The organism is Enterobacter cloacae subsp. cloacae ATCC 13047, from assembly GCF_000025565.1.
In the GTDB taxonomy this organism is placed as follows: domain Bacteria; phylum Pseudomonadota; class Gammaproteobacteria; order Enterobacterales; family Enterobacteriaceae; genus Enterobacter; species Enterobacter cloacae.
In genome coordinates, this window is the sequence record NC_014121.1 from 725,063 (window position 1) to 742,030 (window position 16,968).

Here is a 16,968-nt window from a genome sequence, read left to right on the forward strand (position 1 = left end):
ATTACGTGTTACTCACGCCCGGTTCGCGGGGCGTGAGTAACAGACTTAATCTGCAAACAGTCTTTCGATGGTTTTAGTCGGCAGGAAGAGAGTATTTTCATTCTCTGCCTGAAGGGCGATAAACCCCAGTTTAAGGTAAAAGTTTTTGGCGCTGTCGTTCAGCGCTTCTACGAATATCCCATGGATACCCACGGCAAAAGACGCCAGGTAGACCGTTTTCAGAGCATGGGTGACCAGCAACTCCCCCAATCCTTGCCCCTGGAAGCGTTTATCAATCGCCAGGCGGCCCAGCGTGACGCTGGGAACATTTTTGTAAGGCACTCGCTTCTGCTGGGTTTTAGAAGGAAGGTACGCCTTTTCAAAGCAGCTCCCGGACAGCGTGTAATAACCCAACACCCGCGGCTTTTCCCCGGATGCGACAAGAACGTAACCCCGCAAAAATTTCCCACGATGCTGGCGTTTCAGGTGCGCCGTCAGAAAGGTGTTTAGGCTCTCTTCTCCGCAATCGAAATGGCTTAGATCATACTCAACGTCATCTGAAAAAATCCCTATTTTCATGTTATTCACGTATCACTCCAGATCCTGGAGACGCCTGGCTGCTCGCTTCAGTCGTTCATTTGGCGTTGGCGGGTTACTGATCGCATCCATCACCTGGTTCCATGATGCCTCGTTGAGGATCAGGCGGCGGTGCTGTTCAATCACTTCTGCTGCGCGCTCGGAGGCTGTACTTACCATGAATTGTGAAATTGACTGGTTCGTCATTGCCGCTGCTTCTTCGATCAGGCTTTTGTCGTCTTCGGTTAAGCGTAGATCGATGCGCTGTTTCTTTAGTGCTGACATGATTCGCTCTTCATCGTGACCTGGGGTTAATGCCCCGGTTGCATAATAATATTATGTACGGAATTTTACCGTACATAAATCATATGTCTGTCATCGTCGGATTTCAACGGGAAATTGAGCGCAGCACCATCCGGCACAACACTTCGCTCCATACCGAAGCATCCTTGTCATCTGTCCTGCATTCTCTCCACACCATCACAACGGAGAGACCTTCATGATCGCAGTCATTTTCGAAGCCAAAGCCACGCCGGCGCATCAGGCGCGCTACCTGCAGCTCGCGGCCGAACTTAAACCCCTGCTGGCGGATATTGACGGTTTTATCGATATCGAACGTTTCCAGAGCCTGACCACCGACGGCAAAATTCTCTCGCTCTCCTGGTGGCGGGACGAAGAGGCTATCCGCAACTGGAAGCAGAACGTTTTTCATCAGGCCGCGCAGGCCGAGGGGCGGGAGTCGATTTTTACGTACTACCGCATTCGGGTGGCACAGCTGGTGCGGGAATACAGCGCCGAAAACGGAGGGCACGCGGATGTATGATGTTCATGTGATTTTTAACGATATGCCGGGTGAACTGGCACGCTTTGGTCAGCTGTTGGGCAGTAAGGGGATTGGACTGGAAGGCGGTGGCGTATTCGGCGTTGAGGCGCATTTTCTGGTGGAAGACGGCGAAAAAGCCCGCCATGTTCTGCTTGAGGCCGGATTTAACCTGAAAGCGGTTCGTCAGCCCATCATCAGAAAACTGAGGCAGGAACGCCCCGGCGAACTGGGGGAGATAGCTGCTGCACTGGCGGCTCGCGGGGTGTCTATTTTTACCCAGTACAGCGACCACGCGAATCACCTCATTCTGCTGACGGATAATGATAAGCTGGCCGCAGCAATCACCGAACCCTGGGCAACCTATGTTAAAGACGAGCTTACCGCCAGATAACAGCGCAGCGCTGGAGCAGGCCATTGCCGCAGTAGCAGCCGCAATGGCCGATCCGTCGCGCGTGAAAATGCTTTGTGCGCTGATGGACGGGCGGGCGTGGACGGCCACCGAGCTGAGTACGGCGGCGGATGTGGCGCCGTCTACCGCCAGCGGGCACCTTGCGCGACTGCTGGACGGAAAGCTCATTACTTGCCTGTCGCAGGGGCGCCATCGCTATTATCGCCTGGCAGGGCATGACGTAGCGGAGCTGGTGGAGCAGATGATGGGGCTGTCGTGGCACCGCATTTCTCCGCCGGAAACCAGCGCGCCAAAAGCCCTGCGTGAAGCCCGCACCTGCTACGACCATCTGGCGGGCGCGGTGGCGGTGCAGATCTACGATTTCATGCAAGCCGAAAGTTGGCTGGAGCCAGACGGTTCAGTATTGACGCTGTATGGCCGGGAGCAGTTTCTGAAACTCGGTATCCCGTTAAGCACCCATCCCCGGCGAAAGGCCTGTTGCGCCTGTCTGGACTGGAGCGAGCGGCGGTTTCATCTGGGCGGTGAAGCCGGTGCGGCGCTGCTCATGCATCTGGAAAGCAAGGGCTGGATCCAGCGGGTAGCGGGGTATCGGGAAGTGGTGCTTACGGCTTCGGGGAAGGGCGCCATTACCCGACATTTTAGCCGCTAAACTCCGCTGCGGGCTGTGCCCTCACCCCAACCCTCTCCCTTAAGGGAGAGGGGGTCCTCCGTGCAGGCATTATTGTATGGGGAACCCTCAGCCCGCCGGGAGAGGGAGATATCCTTTCGCAATTCCTGCTCTTTCGCCTCGCGTTTCTTGATACTTACCCTGATAACTATTATCTTGACGACGTGTTTCGAGAGGTTCCCCCCATGAGTGAAGAACAACTGTTTTGCCGCAGGCCGATGGGCATGCGGATGGCGATGATTGTGCGCCAGTGGCGCGCCGTTATTGACGACGCCATTCTCGATACCGGGTTAACCCAGTCGAGCTGGACGGTAATGATGCAGCTTCATCAACTGGGGGATAACGTCTCGGTGAGTGAACTGGCGGAGGTGCAGGGCATTGAACTGCCGCCGCTGATGCGCACCCTGACACAGCTGGAAAAGCAGGGATACCTGCTGCGCACCGTATCGCCTTATGACAAGCGCATCCGGCTTCTGACGCTGACGCCTGAGGGAAAAGCCATCCTAAAAAGGCTCACCCAGGTGATTGAGACGTACCAGACACGCGTATCGCAAAACATCGCGCCTGAGCATATCGAAATTTTCAGCGCCACCTTGAATCAAATCGCCTGCAATTTGCGGACAATCCGCGAAGAAGATAACAAGACCGAAAAATAATGACTCCTGAACAAAAGTTTGCCCGCTGGGTAAGGGTGAGTATTGCCTCTTTCCTGCTGATGTTTGTCTACTTTGTCGTCGCCGATATCTGGATCCCGCTGACGCCGGACTCCACCGTCATGCGCGTGGTGACGCCGGTTTCTCCGCGCGTCTCCGGGTATGTGTCGGCCGTGCACGTACACAACAACAGCCAGGTGACGCGGGGCGACCTGCTGTTTGAGCTGGATGACACGCCGTTTCGCAATAAAGTGGAGGCGGCGCAAATCGCGCTTGAGCAGGCACGCCTGTCCAATGAACAGCTGGACGCGCAGATCGCCGCCGCCCAGGCCAGCCTGAAAACCGCCGTGCTGACCGCGCGTAACGACAAAGTGACCTTTGACCGCTACCAGAAGCTGAGCACGTTACAGAACGTCTCGCAGGCGGATCTGGATAAGGTCCGTACCACCTGGCAGAGCAGCGAGCAGTCCGTGAGCTCGATTCAGGCGAACATCCATAACCTGCGCATCCAGCGCGGCGAGCGGGAAGAGCACCGCAACGTGACGCTGCAAAAATACCGTAACGCGCTGGATGAGGCGGAGCTGAACCTCGGCTGGACGAAGGTTTACGCCCAGGCGGATGGTACGGTCAGCAACCTGCAGTTGAGCCCCGGGTTTTATGCCTCGTCCGGCTCGGCGGCGCTGGCGCTGGTGAATAATCAGACCGATATTGTGGCCGATTTTCGTGAGAAGAGTCTGCGCCATACCCATCAGGGGACCGATGCCGCCGTGGTATTTGACGCCTTTCCGGGACAGGTTTTCCGCGCCCACGTGACCAGCAGCGATGCGGGGATCCTTGCCGGACAGGAGGCGGTGAGCGGCGAACTGTCCGCGCCGGAAACCTCCAACCGTTGGGTGCGCGACGCTCAGCGAATGCGCATTCACGTGGCGCTGGATGAGACGCTGCCGAAACCGCTCCCGACCGGCGCTCGTGCCACCGTGCAGCTCTACAACAGCGAAGGGCCGTTTGCGCGCTTCTTCTCCGGGATGCAAATCCACCTGGTGAGCCTGCTCCACTATGTCTATTAGCACGCTGGCGCGGGTCTTTACCCCGCACGGCAACATCGTCTATACGGCCAATGACTTTCGCCAGACCCTGCGCATCGTCTTTGCCGGGATGATCGCGCTGAGTATTTCAAGTTTCTATAACACCAGCTACGGCGTGTTTTATGTGGTCTACCCCATCATGCTGCTGTCGCTGGTGCCGGTCTTTAACCGCCATGTGGCGAAGCAGTTTATCTTCAGCGCATCGCTAAACTGCGTCGAAATGGTGATTATCATCGGCTATCTGTCCCAGTGGCCGGTGATCATGACGCTGGTAGTTTTTGCCCTGTATGTCATGCGTTTTCGCTTTATGAGTAAGGGGCCGCTGTTCCTGTTCGGGTCGATGGGCGTGGTGTGCCAGAGCGTGATGCTCAACTTTATGAGCTATCCCACCACCGACTGGCACACGCTGCTGTTTTCCAACATTGAAGCGAGTGTGATGGCGGTATGCCTGAGCGCGCTGATGAACTACCTCCTGCCGGACGTTGAACCGCGCAAGCCGCCGCCGCTGATCGAGAAAGATGATGCCCGCGTGCGGCACGAGTCTCTGCTCTCCGGCACCGTTGCGACGATGATTTTTGTTATCTTCCAGATAAGCGATTTAAGCGATTCGCTTTCGGCGCTGATGGCCGGTGTGTTGATTCTGTTCCCGATGCACTATCGCGGCGCGGTGATGAGCTCTATCTGGCGCGTGGCTGGCGTGGTGCTGGGCTGTCTCTATATTCTGGTGGTGCAGCTTATCCTCTACGATCACAGCAGCCACATGCTACTGATGATGCCGCTTATCGGCCTCGGGCTGGCGTTTGGTGCGCGTCTGCATGTGATGGAGAAGGTGGGAGCCGGCGTTGGGTTTGCCAGCATCACCACCATCGGGATTATGTTCGGTCAGAACATGCACCCGGACAGCGACCTGGTGTTCAGCGATCTCTACCGCATCACCTCGGTGACCTTTTCTCTGGTGGCGACGCTGACGATGGTGTTTCTGGTGCACTTGATCCTCAATCGCTTTGAGGCGACGCGCTACGTCATTGCACCACCCAAAACGGAGTAATGCGCAAGCACGGCGGGCAGTTGCGAGAGTAAAAACAGGATCAGGCCAATTGTCCCGCCCACCAGGGTGCCGTTGACGCGGATAAACTGCAGATCTTTGCCGATATTAAGCTCGATCTGGCGGGACATATCTTTGGCGTCCCAGCTTTTTACCGTGTCGCTGATATGGCGAGTGAGAAACGCCGCGAAATCCGGTGCCACGCGGTGCGCCGCCTGCTCCAGATGCTCATTGAGCGATGCCCGCAGGCTGTCGTCACCGAGCAGCGTTTCGCCGAACCACTGCCCGGCGTTGGCGATGCGCTGCTTCACGCGGGAATCCTCACGTTGCATATCCGCCTTCAGCCACTGGCGCAGGTCAGCCCACATCTCACCCAGATAGCGGTTAAACGCGTCGTCGTTCTTCAGGTAATGCTTGATGTTCTCTGCCTTTGCGGCCATCTCCGGATCGTTTTTCAGGTTGTCGATAAGCTTCAGCGTGGCGCGGTCGAACGCCTGGCGGATCTGGTGGGTGCGGTCATGACTAACGTCGTCCAGCAGGGTATTCACCGCGTTTGACACCATCTCCGCGCTCTGATCGCCCAGCCACTCGGTGGGCAGCACCATCGCCTTGCGCGGATGCTCGGTCTTAAGCCAGTGGACGATCTGGTCTGAAATAAATTCCCGCGTGCTATCGCGTTGAATCAAGGTGATCAGGCGGTTGATGATGGCGTCCAGCAGTACCTGATGGCGGTTGTTTTTGGTCATGCTCTCCAGCATCACTGCGCTGGTTTCGGTGAAATCGACCTTGTCGATGGCCTTATGCACCGCGCGTTTGAGCAGGCGCTGAATACGCCCGTCATCGGTCAGCTCAAGAAAACCACCCATCACCTGAATCAGATGCTGCCCGACACGCTGGGCATTGTCGGGCTTACTGAACCAGGTGCCAATCATCTGCGCCGGCTCATAACGGCGGATCAGCGCCACCAGCGACTGGGTGTCGAGAAACTTCTCCTGCACGAACTGGCCGAGATTATCGCCAATCCGGTCTTTATTGCGCGGGATAATCGCCGTATGGCGCGAGATAAACGGAATGGGCACCCGGCGAAACAGCGCGACGACCGCAAACCAGTCCGCCAGCGCGCCAACCATCGCCGCCTCGGCAATGGCCTTCACGCCGCGCACCCAGAAGGTTTGCGGCAGAAACAGGGTGGTGATAAACGCCGCGACGGCAATCAGCAGCAGCGACAGCGCCAGCAGCTTGGCGCGTTTGAGTTCAGCGATTTTTTCCATGGGTTAAGGATAGAGGGAGACGGGGGGGAAAGTGCAAAAACCGCCACAACACCCATACCCCAAAACCTATCAACACCGCGCCCGCCGCCCGCTCAATTAGCCACAGCGAACGGCTGAGCCTCTGTTGCACCGCGGGCAGCCCCATCAGCGACACCAACGCCAGATCCCACACCAGCACTACCATCACCATCCAGACGCCGCAGGTCGACTGCTGAAGCAGCGTGACGTCCGGCCCCAGTAACGCCGTCATCAGCGCCAGATAGAACAGGGCGTTCTTTGGATTTAATAACGCCGAGCCAAGTCCCAGCAGGATCTGCTTACGCAGTGAAGGGAAGCGCTGGTGGGTTTCATTCAGTGCCAGTGCTTGCGGGCGGCTGCGCACCAGATGCGAGCCGATCCACAGCAGATACAGCGCCCCGCAAAACTCGATAAGGGTAAACAGCCACGTAAACTGGCGCAGCGCGCTCCAGCCGATAATCACCAGCAGGATATACAACCCGTTGCCCGCGGCGATGCCGAGGCACAGCCCGGCGCTGCCGCGGACCCGGTAGCGCGCCGCGTAGCCCACCAGCAGGAAGAAATCCGGGCCCGGGCTTAACAGGGCGACAAAATGCGCCAGCGCCAGAGCGAGAAAAGCGGAAGGGAATAACAGTTCCATAGCAACCTCTGTGTAAAAAACCGAGGTCAGACTACGGCGATGCAAACGCTATTTATTGTCCGATATTGATCGGCCCGTGGCGTACTGGCGCGGCGTGGCGGCGGTATAGATCACAAAGGTCTTATGAAAATGGCTCTGATCGGCAAATCCGCTCTGGTAGCCGACATCGGCAATATCATCCCCGGCACGCAGCCGCGCTTTGGCGTATTCCACGCGGGAGATGTTGAGAAAGCTGCCCGGCGTCAGGCCAGTGTCCTGCCTGAAGGTGCGGATCAGCGTCTCCTTGCGCAGCGAGAAGCGATGGGCAAGGTCGTCGAGTGACGGCGGGCTGGTTAAATCGGCAAGAAACGCCTGCTGGATGTGCTGGCTGGTTGTACGTAGTTCACCCGTGCGGCTGGCGCAGCGCGGAAGGGCAGAAATCAGCATGTTCAGGGAATTAGCCGACATGTTCTCAACAACGTTCTGGTAAAGAGCAAACAACGTGCTGTCGCGTATGACCTGTTCTGCCAGGGGATAATCCGTGTCGATATAGAGCATGTGATAGCTACGGGGCTGGCCCGCAACGGGGTTGCAGCTGTGCGGCACATGTGCCGGGATCACGATGAGATCGCCGGGGTGGAGGATGTACTGCGTGTCATTGCACCGGCAGCAGGTCTGGCCTTCCACTATCGCGCCAATCGAAAGTTGGGGGTGACAATGACGTTTATACGCCACGGTACTCTGCCACGTGCTGCGCAGCTCAAGGCCCGGAAGGCGGTTAAAGGTCTGGCGGATCTGTCGGGTATGGGTCATAGGCGCTCCTGTCAGGAACATTTTTATACCATGCCCTGGCCCTGCTAAGAACCTTCCGGATATACCCAACTTTACGTCCATCACCCGTCATGTTGTCTACCCTTACTACCCTAAGCGGTAAAACATGGAGATTCGATATGGCTTATCAGACAGTAAATCCTGCCACCAACCAGCTCATCAAAGAATATCCCTCTCATACCGACGCGGATATCGAAGCGGCGCTGAAAGCGGCCGACGCCCTTTACCATTCGCAGTGGGCGAAAGGCGACATTGAACAGCGCCTGCCGGTGCTGCATAAGCTTGCTGACCTGATCGACGAACGCACCGAGGAGCTGGCTAAAATTGCCAGTCAGGAGATGGGTAAGCTCATCGAACAAAGCCGCGGCGAGGTGAAGCTGTGCGCGCAAATCGCCCGCTACTATGCCGATAACGCGAAGCAGTTCCTGGCCCCGGTGAAGTACCCGTCTGAACTCGGAGAAGCGTGGGTGGAGCATCACCCCATCGGCGTGCTGATGGCCGTGGAACCGTGGAATTTCCCGTATTATCAGCTGATGCGTGTTCTGGCACCTAACCTGGCGGCGGGTAACCCGGTTCTGGCTAAACATGCCAGCATCGTGCCGCACTGTGCCGAAACCTTTGCTCATCTGGTGCGTGAGGCAGGGGCGCCGGAAGGGGCATGGACCAATCTCTTTATCTCGTCTGAGCAGGTGGCGAACATCATTGCTGACGACCGCGTACAGGGGGCCGCGCTAACCGGCTCTGAGAAAGCGGGCAGCGTGGTGGCCGCGCAGGCGGCGAAGCACATCAAGAAATCCACCCTTGAGCTGGGCGGTAACGACGTTTTCGTGGTGCTGGACGACGCGGATCTCGATAAAGCGGTGAAGACAGGCGTGAACGCGCGACTTAACAACGCCGGTCAGGTCTGTACCGCAGCGAAGCGCTTTATCCTGCATGAGAAAATTGCTGATGCCTTCCTGAGCAAATTCACCGACGCCTTTAAGCAGGTGAAAATTGGCGACCCGCTGGATGAAAGCACCACGCTTGGGCCACTGTCGTCTAAAGATGCGCTCGAAACGCTGACAAAACAGGTCAACGAGGCGGTGAAAAAGGGCGCGACGTTACACTATGGTGGTAAACCGGTGCAGCGCGACGGGAGCTTCTTTGAGCCGACGATCCTGACGAATATCTCCCGCGACAACCCGGCGTACTTCGAGGAGTTCTTCGGCCCGGTGGCGCAGATATATGTGGTGAAAAACGATGACGAGGCGGTCGCCCTGGCGAACGACTCCCACTACGGACTGGGCGGTGCGGTGTTCAGTCAGGATATTGAACGCGCGAAGAAAATGGCGTCACGGATTGAGACCGGGATGGTGTATATCAACTGGCTCACCGATACCGCACCGGAGCTGCCGTTTGGCGGCGTGAAGCGCTCCGGTTACGGACGCGAGCTGTCGGATCTGGGGATCAAAGAGTTTGTGAACCAGAAGCTGGTGGTGGTGCGTAAGTAAGCAGCAATAAAAAACCTGCCAGTAGGCAGGTTTTTTAGAGATTATTGCACTTCAATTTTATCCCAGCCGCTTTTGAACATGCAGCTGTCTACGAGGGTCGCCCTGCGATCCTCATTGGCGTCTTCAACCGTGTAGCTCGTGGAAATATCCTTTTTCTTGTTCTTCAGATCCGTTTTTTCCGAGTCCGAACCGGTTACGACGTTATCCGGGGGCAGATCGATCAGCGCCTGCGCTTCACATTCCGTGAGCTTTTTGTTCATTTCAGCGTCGCTGACGCCCGGTTTCACCCATTTGTACTGGACGCAGCCGGTGAGCAGAAGCGTGAGGCTCAGAACGCAAAGCGCGGTAATGCGGTGTTTCATCAGAAGGTGACTCCACCGCCAACATACGCACCGTCAATCAGGGTGTGGCCTGGACGACCGTCTTTACCATCCACGCTCACGTGGCGGTAACCCACTTTCAGGGTCACAGGTGTAACTGGCGTCCAGCTTACGCCGCCGTTGGCTTCAACGTAGTTTTTCACGCTGTTGTTCATCCCTTCTGGTGCCACGTAGCCTTCACCATACAGATGAATGCTGTCGGTCAGGGCAACGTTTACGCCGCCACCGATCGGGAACGCCACGCCGTTATCGCCTTTTTTCGGGCCGATATAGATAGCTTTTGCACCCGCGTTCAGCATGACCGGGCCAAGACCCAGGTTATAACCTGCACCCACACCGCCGGTCTGCGTACCGTCATCGGTGTTTTTCAGCCAGTTGCTTTCCACATACAGGCCGGATGAGGATTTACCCATCTCCAGGTTGAGGTTGGTAAAGTTTTTACCCTGCTCAACGCTGCCACCCAGAGCCAGTGCAGAACCCGATACAGCAGTCAACGCAGTCAGCAGAAGGATATTCAGTTTTTTCATCTCATATGCCTCGTCATCAATTTAATCTGGGCGCACCTTAACAAGCGATGTTAATGACTGCAAATGTGATGAAAGTCGCCGTTTTATGCTGTTTTTGTTAATTTTTTAATTTGGTGGTGTTGCGAGAGTGTTGGGTTGCGAGGTCGTCAACGGGTAATGATTTGGCGTTTAGAAAGTGTTTATTTTTTTAGCTAAACATAATCTGAACGAGAGCAGAAAGAGTGGTTCGCAGCGAATTAATTGGGTTTCTAATAATTTCCAGAAATGTTTCTGTTGTTACAGATAACAACAGAGCTTTACATTTCTTTGGCGCTCCGGCCCGCGCAATGTTGCCATTCGATGTCATTTTCCTGACACGTTTCTTCTTTACGGTGTGAGCTTCACTTTATGGATGCTAACAATATGAAAAGAAAAATTATTCCTGTGCTAATCGGTTGTGTTCTCTCTTTCTCTGCCCTCGCGGCGCAGCCTACGGCTGAGCGCTATGTCGTCAGTTTTCCAGAAGGCACACACGTGAACTACACCGGCGCATTTGCCAGTGCATTCCCGAACGGCCTTCCGGTTGGGATAGGTTCTGGCCTGCTGTTCACCGGGAAACAGGGCGATGCCCTGACCTTCGCCACCATTACCGATCGCGGTCCGAACGCGGATTCACCGAAAGTGGGTAAAAACGAAGCCAAAATTTTCGTTACGCCAGATTTCGCGCCGCTGCTGATGACGATTCGTGTACAAAACGGCAAAGCGGAGGCCATTGATGCCCGTCCTCTGCATGACGATAAAGGCGCGATCAACGGTCTGCCGCTGGAAAGCGACGTGATTGGATCCACCAATGAAGTGGCCTTCAGCGACACGTTAAAGAGGCTGAAGGGGGATAATCGCGGGCTGGATACGGAAGGGATCACCCCGGACGGTAAAGGCGGTTACTGGCTGTGCGATGAGTATGGCCCGTTCCTGATTAACATCGACAGTAAAGGGAAAATCCTGGCGATCCACGGTCCGCAGGCGGCGGAAGGGGAAAAAGCAATTGCGGGCGGTTTGCCAAATATCCTCAAATGGCGTCAGGCGAACCGCGGCTTTGAAGGCCTCACCCGTATGCCGGACGGGCGTATTATTGCCGCCGTGCAAAGTACGCTGGATATCGACGGTAAGAGCAAGAAAAAGGCGCTGTTTACGCGTCTGGTGAGCTTTGACCCGGCAAGCGGAAAAACCGCGATGTACGGTTATCCCATCGACAGCGCGGCTTACAGCAAAAACAGCGACGCTAAAATCGGCGACATCGTGGCGCTCGATAACCAGCACATCCTGCTGATCGAACAGGGAAGTGATAAAAACGACGGAATGCGTAACCTGATTTACAAGGTCGATCTCAGTAAGGCGAGCGACCTGTCAGGTTTCGACAAGCCGGGCGAGTATCCGGAGTTTGATGATGAGAAAACCCTGGCACAGCGCGGCATTACCCTTGCGCAGAAAACGCAGGTTGTTGATCTGCGCGCCCTGGGCTGGCAGCAGGAAAAGGCTGAAGGGCTGGCGCTGATCGACAGCAAAACGCTGGCGGTGGCGAACGATAACGATTTTGGCGTGAAGGTGGCGATGCAACATCCGGTCGAGGGCAAGAAGCTCAAGGATTATCGGGTGAACGCGGAAGGAAAGCTGACGCTGGATGATAAGCCGGTTGAGACGACCCTTAGCGTGAAGCCGCTGGAGAAACCGGCGTCTGACAGTGAGTTGTGGATTGTGACGCTGCCGGAGGCGGTGAAATAAGGTTTACCCCTCACCCTAACCCTCTCCCTGTGGGCTGAGGGTTCCCCAGAAAAATGAAAAGCACGATGAAGTGTGATCTACTGGTTGCGCTAACAAATCAGAAGAGACCTCATCGTGCCTTTACAGACAGTCTGCCAGAAATTTTTCTCCGCGTCTTTACCGGACGTTCACAGCTTCCGGATTAATGTCCTTGTTTCCATGGCCGTTGCCCTCACGCACGGTGCGGATCTGACCCTGACCAGCCTTGGTCGCACTCTTCCCGGCAGAGCGCACGTCAAAAATAAAATTAAACGTGTTGACCGTGCCCTGGGTAATACCGCCCTTCACCGGGATATTCCCCGTATTCAGCACCTGCTCACACATACCATCACCTCCCTGATGCCCTTCTGTGTGATTGCTGTCGACTGGACAGGCTGGCATGACAGGAACTGGTATCTTCTGCGGGCAAGCCTGGTCTGTAATGGTCGCTCACTGCCGCTTATGAGTGAGGTTGTCCCCGCAGAGCTGGCGCAGAACAGTGGTGTACAGTGCCGCTTCCTTGACCGCCTGCATGATGCCATCCCGAAAGATAAAGCCGTCACCATCATTACAGATGCAGGCTTCCGGACAGACTGGTTCCGGCATGTCAGCCAGCTGGGCTGGAGCTTCACCGGCAGGGTCAGGGGCTGCATCAGCTTCCGGCTGGACGGAGATAAAAAGTGGATGAAAATCAGTGAGCTTGAGGCTACCGGACAACCGGTCTGCGTGGGTTACGGTGTCCTGTCCCGTAAACCACGAACGCCCTGTTACGGCCGGTTCTATCTGCATAAGCGCCCTGACGCAGGGCGTCAGGGAAAAGGGGGGATGCCGAAAACACAGCGGGAACACCGCAGTAGCGCGCGGGAGCCCTGGCTGCTGTTCAGTAATGCAGAGGGACTGGAGCCGCACCAGATAATGGCCCTGTACAGCCGCAGAATGCAGATAGAACAAAACTTCCGGGACGACAAAAGTCCACGCTTCTGGTTCGGTCTGAGGCTGAGCCGGAGTCAGGGAAAAGGGCGACTGGAAGTGCTGAATATGGTCGCGGCAATGGCAAGCCTGGTGATGTGGCTGGCAGGTTACAGGGCAGAAAGGCAGTGTTTACACTGGCACTATCAGGCAAGTAGCATCAGGCACAGACGGGTTCTGTCATACCTGAGTCTGGCAGAAGAAGTCATCCGGCATGAGCCCGGGAAAGTGAGACGGCTGAATATAGTTAACGAGATGAAAAAGCTGGGAAAAGAGTACAGTAATATGGTCATGGTGGCATGACCATATTACTGGGGATCCCTCAGCCCAAAGGGAGAGGGGATGCTGGGCGGTTATCTCTTCAGCCCCGCAAACGCCGCCCGAATTTCCTCTTCCGGCAGCTGGATGCCAATAAACACCATCACGCTGCGCGGCGGCTCGTCGCCCCAGGGTCTGTCCCAGTCCGCGCTGTACAGCCGCTGTACGCCTTGGAACAGCAGGCGGTTTGGTTCGCCGTCGATCCACAGCATGCCTTTGTAGCGCAGCAGTTTATCGGCAAAGGACAGCAGCAGGTTCTCCATCACGCGGGAGACCTCGCTGATGTCTACCGGGTAATCCAGCTCCAACACAATCGACGCTACGTCGTTCTGCTTATCCGCCATAAAGTGAAAACGCGGTTTTGAGGTGACATGCTCTTCCAACATAAAACCGTTGGTGTTGAACAGCTGAGACAGGTCGATATCGCCGTGCGTCACGGTGTATACCGGCGCGCGGGCGTTGATGCGTGCGAGGCGCTCGCGCAGTTTAACGCTCTCGCCCGCCACGTCGGTTTTGGTCAGCAGGATGCGGTCGGCGTAGCCCACCTGAGACTGGGCGATGGTGAACTGGTTCATCTGATCGTCGGCGTGAACCGCGTCGACCAGGGCAATCACGCCGTCCAGCAGGTAGCGCTGGCAAAGGATGTCATGCGAGAAAAAGGTCTGAATAATCGGGCCGGGGTCGGCCATGCCGGTGCATTCAATCACCAGGCGGTCAAAGTGGATGTCCCCACGATCGCGGCTGTCGAGCAGGTCCAGCAGGGCATCTTCCAGTTCGTTAGAGCGGGTACAGCAGATGCAGCCGTTGGTCAGGGTTTTGATCTGCGTGGCGCGATCGCCAATCAGCTGGTCGTCAACGGAGACTTCGCCGAACTCGTTTTCGATCACGGCGATTTTGAAACCGTGCTGTGCGTTGAGAATGTGGCGCAGCAGGGTGGTTTTACCGGCGCCGAGGAAACCGGTCAACAGGGTGACGGCAATCGGGGTCATGGTCTCTCCTTTAGCAGCAGCGGACGCCGCCTTCTCCACTTCCGCCGTAGCGCGCTTCCTGACGCTCGCGGAAGAATTCAGTGTAGGTCATGTAGGGCTTATCCGGGTGGTTGGTTTTCATATGCTCAACGTAGTTGTCATAGTCCGGAATGCCAATCAGCATTTTCGCTGCCTGACCGAGGTATTTTTTTGCTTCGCCTAAGTTACCAAACATTGTGGATTCCAGACAGGAAAAGCCCCTCACCCTAACCCTCTCCCCATAGGGGAGAGGGAACTTTTACACCCTCTCCCCTATGGGGAGAGGGCTGGGGTGAGGGGTATTAGTAGATTAATGGTGCGAAGAGGTCTTCACGCCGCCTTCCGGTACCGGCACGTACGGGGTCTCTTTGTCCGTACGACCTTCAGCGTTACGCACTTTCATCCAGGTTTTGATGCCGTAGAAGATAATGCTGTAAACCACCACCAGGAACAGAATGCTCAGACCCGCGTTGGTGTAGTTGTTCACCACGATATGGTTCATGTTGGCAATCTGCTGGGCGGTGAGATCCGCGCCACCGGCGGCAATTTTCGCTTTGTACTGGTTAGCCATGTAGAAGAAGCCTTCCAGCTGCGGGTTGCTGCTGAACAGTTTCAGACCCAGCGCCCAGGTGGTGCAGAGCAGCAGCCACAGCGCAGGCACCATGGTGACCCAGATGTATTTGGTGCGTTTCATCTTCACCAGTACCACGGTGCCGAGCACCAGGGCAACGGCGGCCAGCATCTGGTTAGAGATACCGAACAGCGGCCACAGGCTCTTCACGCCGCCGAGTGGGTCAACAACGCCCTGGTACAGCAGGTAACCCCACAGGCCAACGCAGCCCGCGGTACCCAGCACGCCCGCCACCAGAGAGTCGGTTTTCTTCAGGAACGGCACGAAGTTACCCAGCAGATCCTGCAGCATAAAGCGGCCTGCACGGGTACCGGCGTCCAGCGCGGTGAGGATGAACAGCGCTTCGAACAGAATACCGAAGTGGTACCAGAAGCCCATGTCCGCCCATGGCAGCACTTTGTGGAACACGTGTGCAATACCTACCGCCAGCGTCGGTGCGCCACCGGCGCGGTTCAGCACGGACGGTTCGCCGATGTCTTTCGCGGTCTGCATGATCTGCTCAGGCGAAATCACAAAGCCCCAGGAGCTGACGGTCGCCGCCGCGTGGGCGCTGGCGTCCTTCAACTGCGCCATAATCAGCGCCGCGTTGTCACCGCCCATCTCATGCAGATTTGGCATGGTGATGCCCAGGCCTGCCGGCGGGGTGTTCATCGCGAAGTAAAGACCCGGTTCGATGATAGACGCAGCCACCAGCGCCATGATCGCCACGAAGGATTCCATCAGCATGGCACCGTAACCGATGAAACGCGCGTCGGTTTCGTTGGCCATCAGCTTCGGCGTGGTGCCGGAGGAGATCAGCGCGTGGAAGCCAGAAACGGCACCACAGGCGATGGTGATAAACAGGAACGGGAACAGGGCGCCTTTCCACAGCGGACCGGTACCGTCAATGTACTGGGTCACCGCCGGCATTTTCAGTTCAGGGTTGATGATCACAATACCGATCGCCAGCCCGACGATGACGCCGATTTTCAGGAAGGTCGCCAGATAGTCACGCGGAGCCAGAATCAGCCATACCGGCAGAAGGGCAGAGATAAACGCGTAACCAATCAGGGCAAAGGTGATGGTGGTGTCTTTGAAGGTCAGCGCCGGACCCCAGTACGGGTCGTGCGCAATCACACCGCCGAAGTAGATTGAGGCAACCAGCAGCACGATACCAATGACCGACACCTCGCCGACGCGGCCAGGGCGCAGGAAGCGCATGTAGATCCCCATGAACAGCGCAATCGGCACGGTAGAGCAGACGGTAAAGACGCCCCACGGACTTTCAGCCAGCGCTTTCACCACGATTAATGCCAGCACCGCGAGGATGATGATCATAATCAGGAAGCAGCCGAAGAGGGCGATGGTACCCGGCACGCGGCCCATCTCTTCTTTGATCATCTCACCCAGCGACGAACCGTTACGGCGCGAGGAGATAAACAGCACCATAAAGTCCTGCACCGCACCCGCCAGCACTACACCAGCGAGCAGCCACAGGGTACCCGGCAGGTAGCCCATCTGCGCGGCCAGTACCGGGCCGACCAGCGGGCCAGCGCCTGCAATGGCGGCAAAGTGGTGACCAAACAGCACATAGCGGTTGGTTGGCACGTAGTTCAGGCCGTCATTGTTAATGACCGCCGGGGTGGCACGCGTCGGGTCGAGTTTCATGACCTTCTGCGCGATGTATAAGCTGTAGTAGCGATAAGCCACAAGGTAGACGGAAACCGACGCGACCACGATCCACAGGGCGCTTACGTGTTCGCCCCGGCGTAATGCGACAACCGCCAGACAGAAAGCGCCGAGGATCCCGAGTAAGGCCCAGGGCACGTGCTTCAGTAGTTTTTTAGTATCCATAGTAAGACCTGGTTTTTTATGTAAAGAAAAAAGGGTCAGGGTTCGTTGTGAGGAGGTA

At 56.6% G+C, this 16,968-nt stretch carries 19 protein-coding genes; 9 read left to right on the forward strand and 10 right to left on the reverse strand.

Going from position 1 to position 16,968, the window contains the following annotated elements; genetic code table 11:
* Positions 1-45 precede the first annotated feature (45 nt).
* The gene (locus ECL_RS03505; protein WP_201745556.1) at positions 46-558 is read right to left on the reverse strand and encodes a GNAT family N-acetyltransferase; all 513 of its coding nucleotides are present in this window, start codon (positions 556-558) and stop codon (positions 46-48) included.
* 12 nt (positions 559-570) lie between these two features.
* Positions 571-840, reverse strand: a complete 270-nt coding sequence (locus ECL_RS03510; RefSeq protein WP_013095428.1) for a type II toxin-antitoxin system TacA family antitoxin — start codon at positions 838-840, stop codon at positions 571-573.
* 214 nt (positions 841-1,054) lie between these two features.
* On the opposite strand from ECL_RS03510, the gene ECL_RS03515 reads away from it, so the two are divergent.
* The 6 genes from ECL_RS03515 (at position 1,055) to ECL_RS03540 (ending at position 5,240) form a co-directional block, all read left to right on the forward strand.
* The gene (locus ECL_RS03515) at positions 1,055-1,378 is read left to right on the forward strand and encodes an antibiotic biosynthesis monooxygenase family protein (protein WP_013095429.1); all 324 of its coding nucleotides are present in this window, start codon (positions 1,055-1,057) and stop codon (positions 1,376-1,378) included.
* A complete protein-coding gene (locus tag ECL_RS03520; RefSeq protein ID WP_013095430.1) occupies positions 1,371-1,769 on the forward strand; it encodes an amino acid-binding protein in 399 nt (132 codons plus the stop codon). Before ECL_RS03515 ends, ECL_RS03520 begins: the two co-directional genes overlap by 8 nt.
* Entirely contained in the window at positions 1,741-2,436 is a 696-nt protein-coding gene (locus ECL_RS03525) for an ArsR/SmtB family transcription factor (RefSeq protein WP_013095431.1), read from the forward strand. Before ECL_RS03520 ends, ECL_RS03525 begins: the two co-directional genes overlap by 29 nt.
* A gap of 203 nt (positions 2,437-2,639) precedes the next feature.
* Complete coding sequence (locus ECL_RS03530; RefSeq protein WP_013095432.1) at positions 2,640-3,110, forward strand: MarR family winged helix-turn-helix transcriptional regulator; 471 nt, start codon at positions 2,640-2,642, stop codon at positions 3,108-3,110.
* On the forward strand, positions 3,107-4,174 hold the full coding sequence (locus ECL_RS03535) for an HlyD family secretion protein (RefSeq protein ID WP_095440265.1): 1,068 nt from the start codon (positions 3,107-3,109) through the stop codon (positions 4,172-4,174). Before ECL_RS03530 ends, ECL_RS03535 begins: the two co-directional genes overlap by 4 nt.
* Positions 4,164-5,240 (forward strand): DUF2955 domain-containing protein, encoded by a 1,077-nt coding sequence (locus ECL_RS03540; RefSeq protein ID WP_013095434.1) that lies wholly within the window; start codon positions 4,164-4,166, stop codon positions 5,238-5,240. The genes ECL_RS03535 and ECL_RS03540 overlap by 11 nt, the downstream gene beginning before the upstream one ends.
* Here ECL_RS03540 and ECL_RS03545 read toward each other — a convergent pair.
* Genes ECL_RS03545 through ECL_RS03555 form a run of 3 tightly spaced genes read right to left on the reverse strand, consistent with a single transcriptional unit; the run spans position 5,210 to position 7,958 of the window.
* Positions 5,210-6,508 (reverse strand): DUF445 domain-containing protein, encoded by a 1,299-nt coding sequence (locus ECL_RS03545; RefSeq protein ID WP_013095435.1) that lies wholly within the window; start codon positions 6,506-6,508, stop codon positions 5,210-5,212. The two genes, ECL_RS03540 and ECL_RS03545, sit on opposite strands and share 31 nt — an antisense overlap.
* Entirely contained in the window at positions 6,492-7,166 is a 675-nt protein-coding gene (locus ECL_RS03550) for a LysE family translocator (protein ID WP_013095436.1), read from the reverse strand. Before ECL_RS03550 ends, ECL_RS03545 begins: the two co-directional genes overlap by 17 nt.
* A gap of 48 nt (positions 7,167-7,214) precedes the next feature.
* On the reverse strand, positions 7,215-7,958 hold the full coding sequence (locus tag ECL_RS03555; protein WP_013095437.1) for a helix-turn-helix transcriptional regulator: 744 nt from the start codon (positions 7,956-7,958) through the stop codon (positions 7,215-7,217).
* Between the two features lie 137 nt (positions 7,959-8,095).
* Between ECL_RS03555 and ECL_RS03560 the strand changes: the two genes are divergently transcribed.
* Complete coding sequence (locus ECL_RS03560) at positions 8,096-9,466, forward strand: NAD-dependent succinate-semialdehyde dehydrogenase (protein WP_013095438.1); 1,371 nt, start codon at positions 8,096-8,098, stop codon at positions 9,464-9,466.
* A 41-nt stretch (positions 9,467-9,507) separates the two neighbouring features.
* Here ECL_RS03560 and ECL_RS03565 read toward each other — a convergent pair whose 3' ends face one another.
* Together ECL_RS03565 and ECL_RS03570 are read right to left on the reverse strand one after the other, a co-directional pair.
* A complete protein-coding gene (locus ECL_RS03565) occupies positions 9,508-9,828 on the reverse strand; it encodes a hypothetical protein (protein WP_013095439.1) in 321 nt (106 codons plus the stop codon).
* On the reverse strand, positions 9,828-10,373 hold the full coding sequence (locus ECL_RS03570) for a YfaZ family outer membrane protein (RefSeq protein ID WP_013095440.1): 546 nt from the start codon (positions 10,371-10,373) through the stop codon (positions 9,828-9,830). The genes ECL_RS03565 and ECL_RS03570 overlap by 1 nt, the downstream gene beginning before the upstream one ends.
* A gap of 402 nt (positions 10,374-10,775) precedes the next feature.
* Here ECL_RS03570 and ECL_RS03575 point away from each other — a divergent pair, with 402 nt between their 5' ends.
* Both ECL_RS03575 and ECL_RS03580 read left to right on the forward strand, forming a co-directional pair.
* A complete protein-coding gene (locus tag ECL_RS03575; RefSeq protein ID WP_013095441.1) occupies positions 10,776-12,134 on the forward strand; it encodes an esterase-like activity of phytase family protein in 1,359 nt (452 codons plus the stop codon).
* Positions 12,135-12,248: 114 nt separating this feature from the next.
* Positions 12,249-13,424 carry an IS4 family transposase gene (locus ECL_RS03580; protein ID WP_013095442.1) on the forward strand — a complete coding sequence of 392 codons (1,176 nt, stop codon included), beginning with the start codon at positions 12,249-12,251 and terminating at the stop codon, positions 13,422-13,424.
* A gap of 50 nt (positions 13,425-13,474) precedes the next feature.
* Here ECL_RS03580 and yjiA read toward each other — a convergent pair whose 3' ends face one another.
* The 3 genes from yjiA to ECL_RS03595 all read right to left on the reverse strand — a co-directional run bounded on the left by yjiA (position 13,475) and on the right by ECL_RS03595 (position 16,910).
* Positions 13,475-14,428 carry a GTPase gene (yjiA, locus tag ECL_RS03585; protein WP_013095443.1) on the reverse strand — a complete coding sequence of 318 codons (954 nt, stop codon included), beginning with the start codon at positions 14,426-14,428 and terminating at the stop codon, positions 13,475-13,477.
* Positions 14,429-14,438: 10 nt separating this feature from the next.
* Positions 14,439-14,642 carry a YbdD/YjiX family protein gene (locus tag ECL_RS03590; protein WP_003856610.1) on the reverse strand — a complete coding sequence of 68 codons (204 nt, stop codon included), beginning with the start codon at positions 14,640-14,642 and terminating at the stop codon, positions 14,439-14,441.
* 114 nt (positions 14,643-14,756) lie between these two features.
* Positions 14,757-16,910, reverse strand: coding sequence for a carbon starvation CstA family protein (locus ECL_RS03595; RefSeq protein ID WP_013095444.1), 2,154 nt, complete (start codon positions 16,908-16,910; stop codon positions 14,757-14,759).
* Between the last annotated feature and the right edge of the window lie 58 nt (positions 16,911-16,968).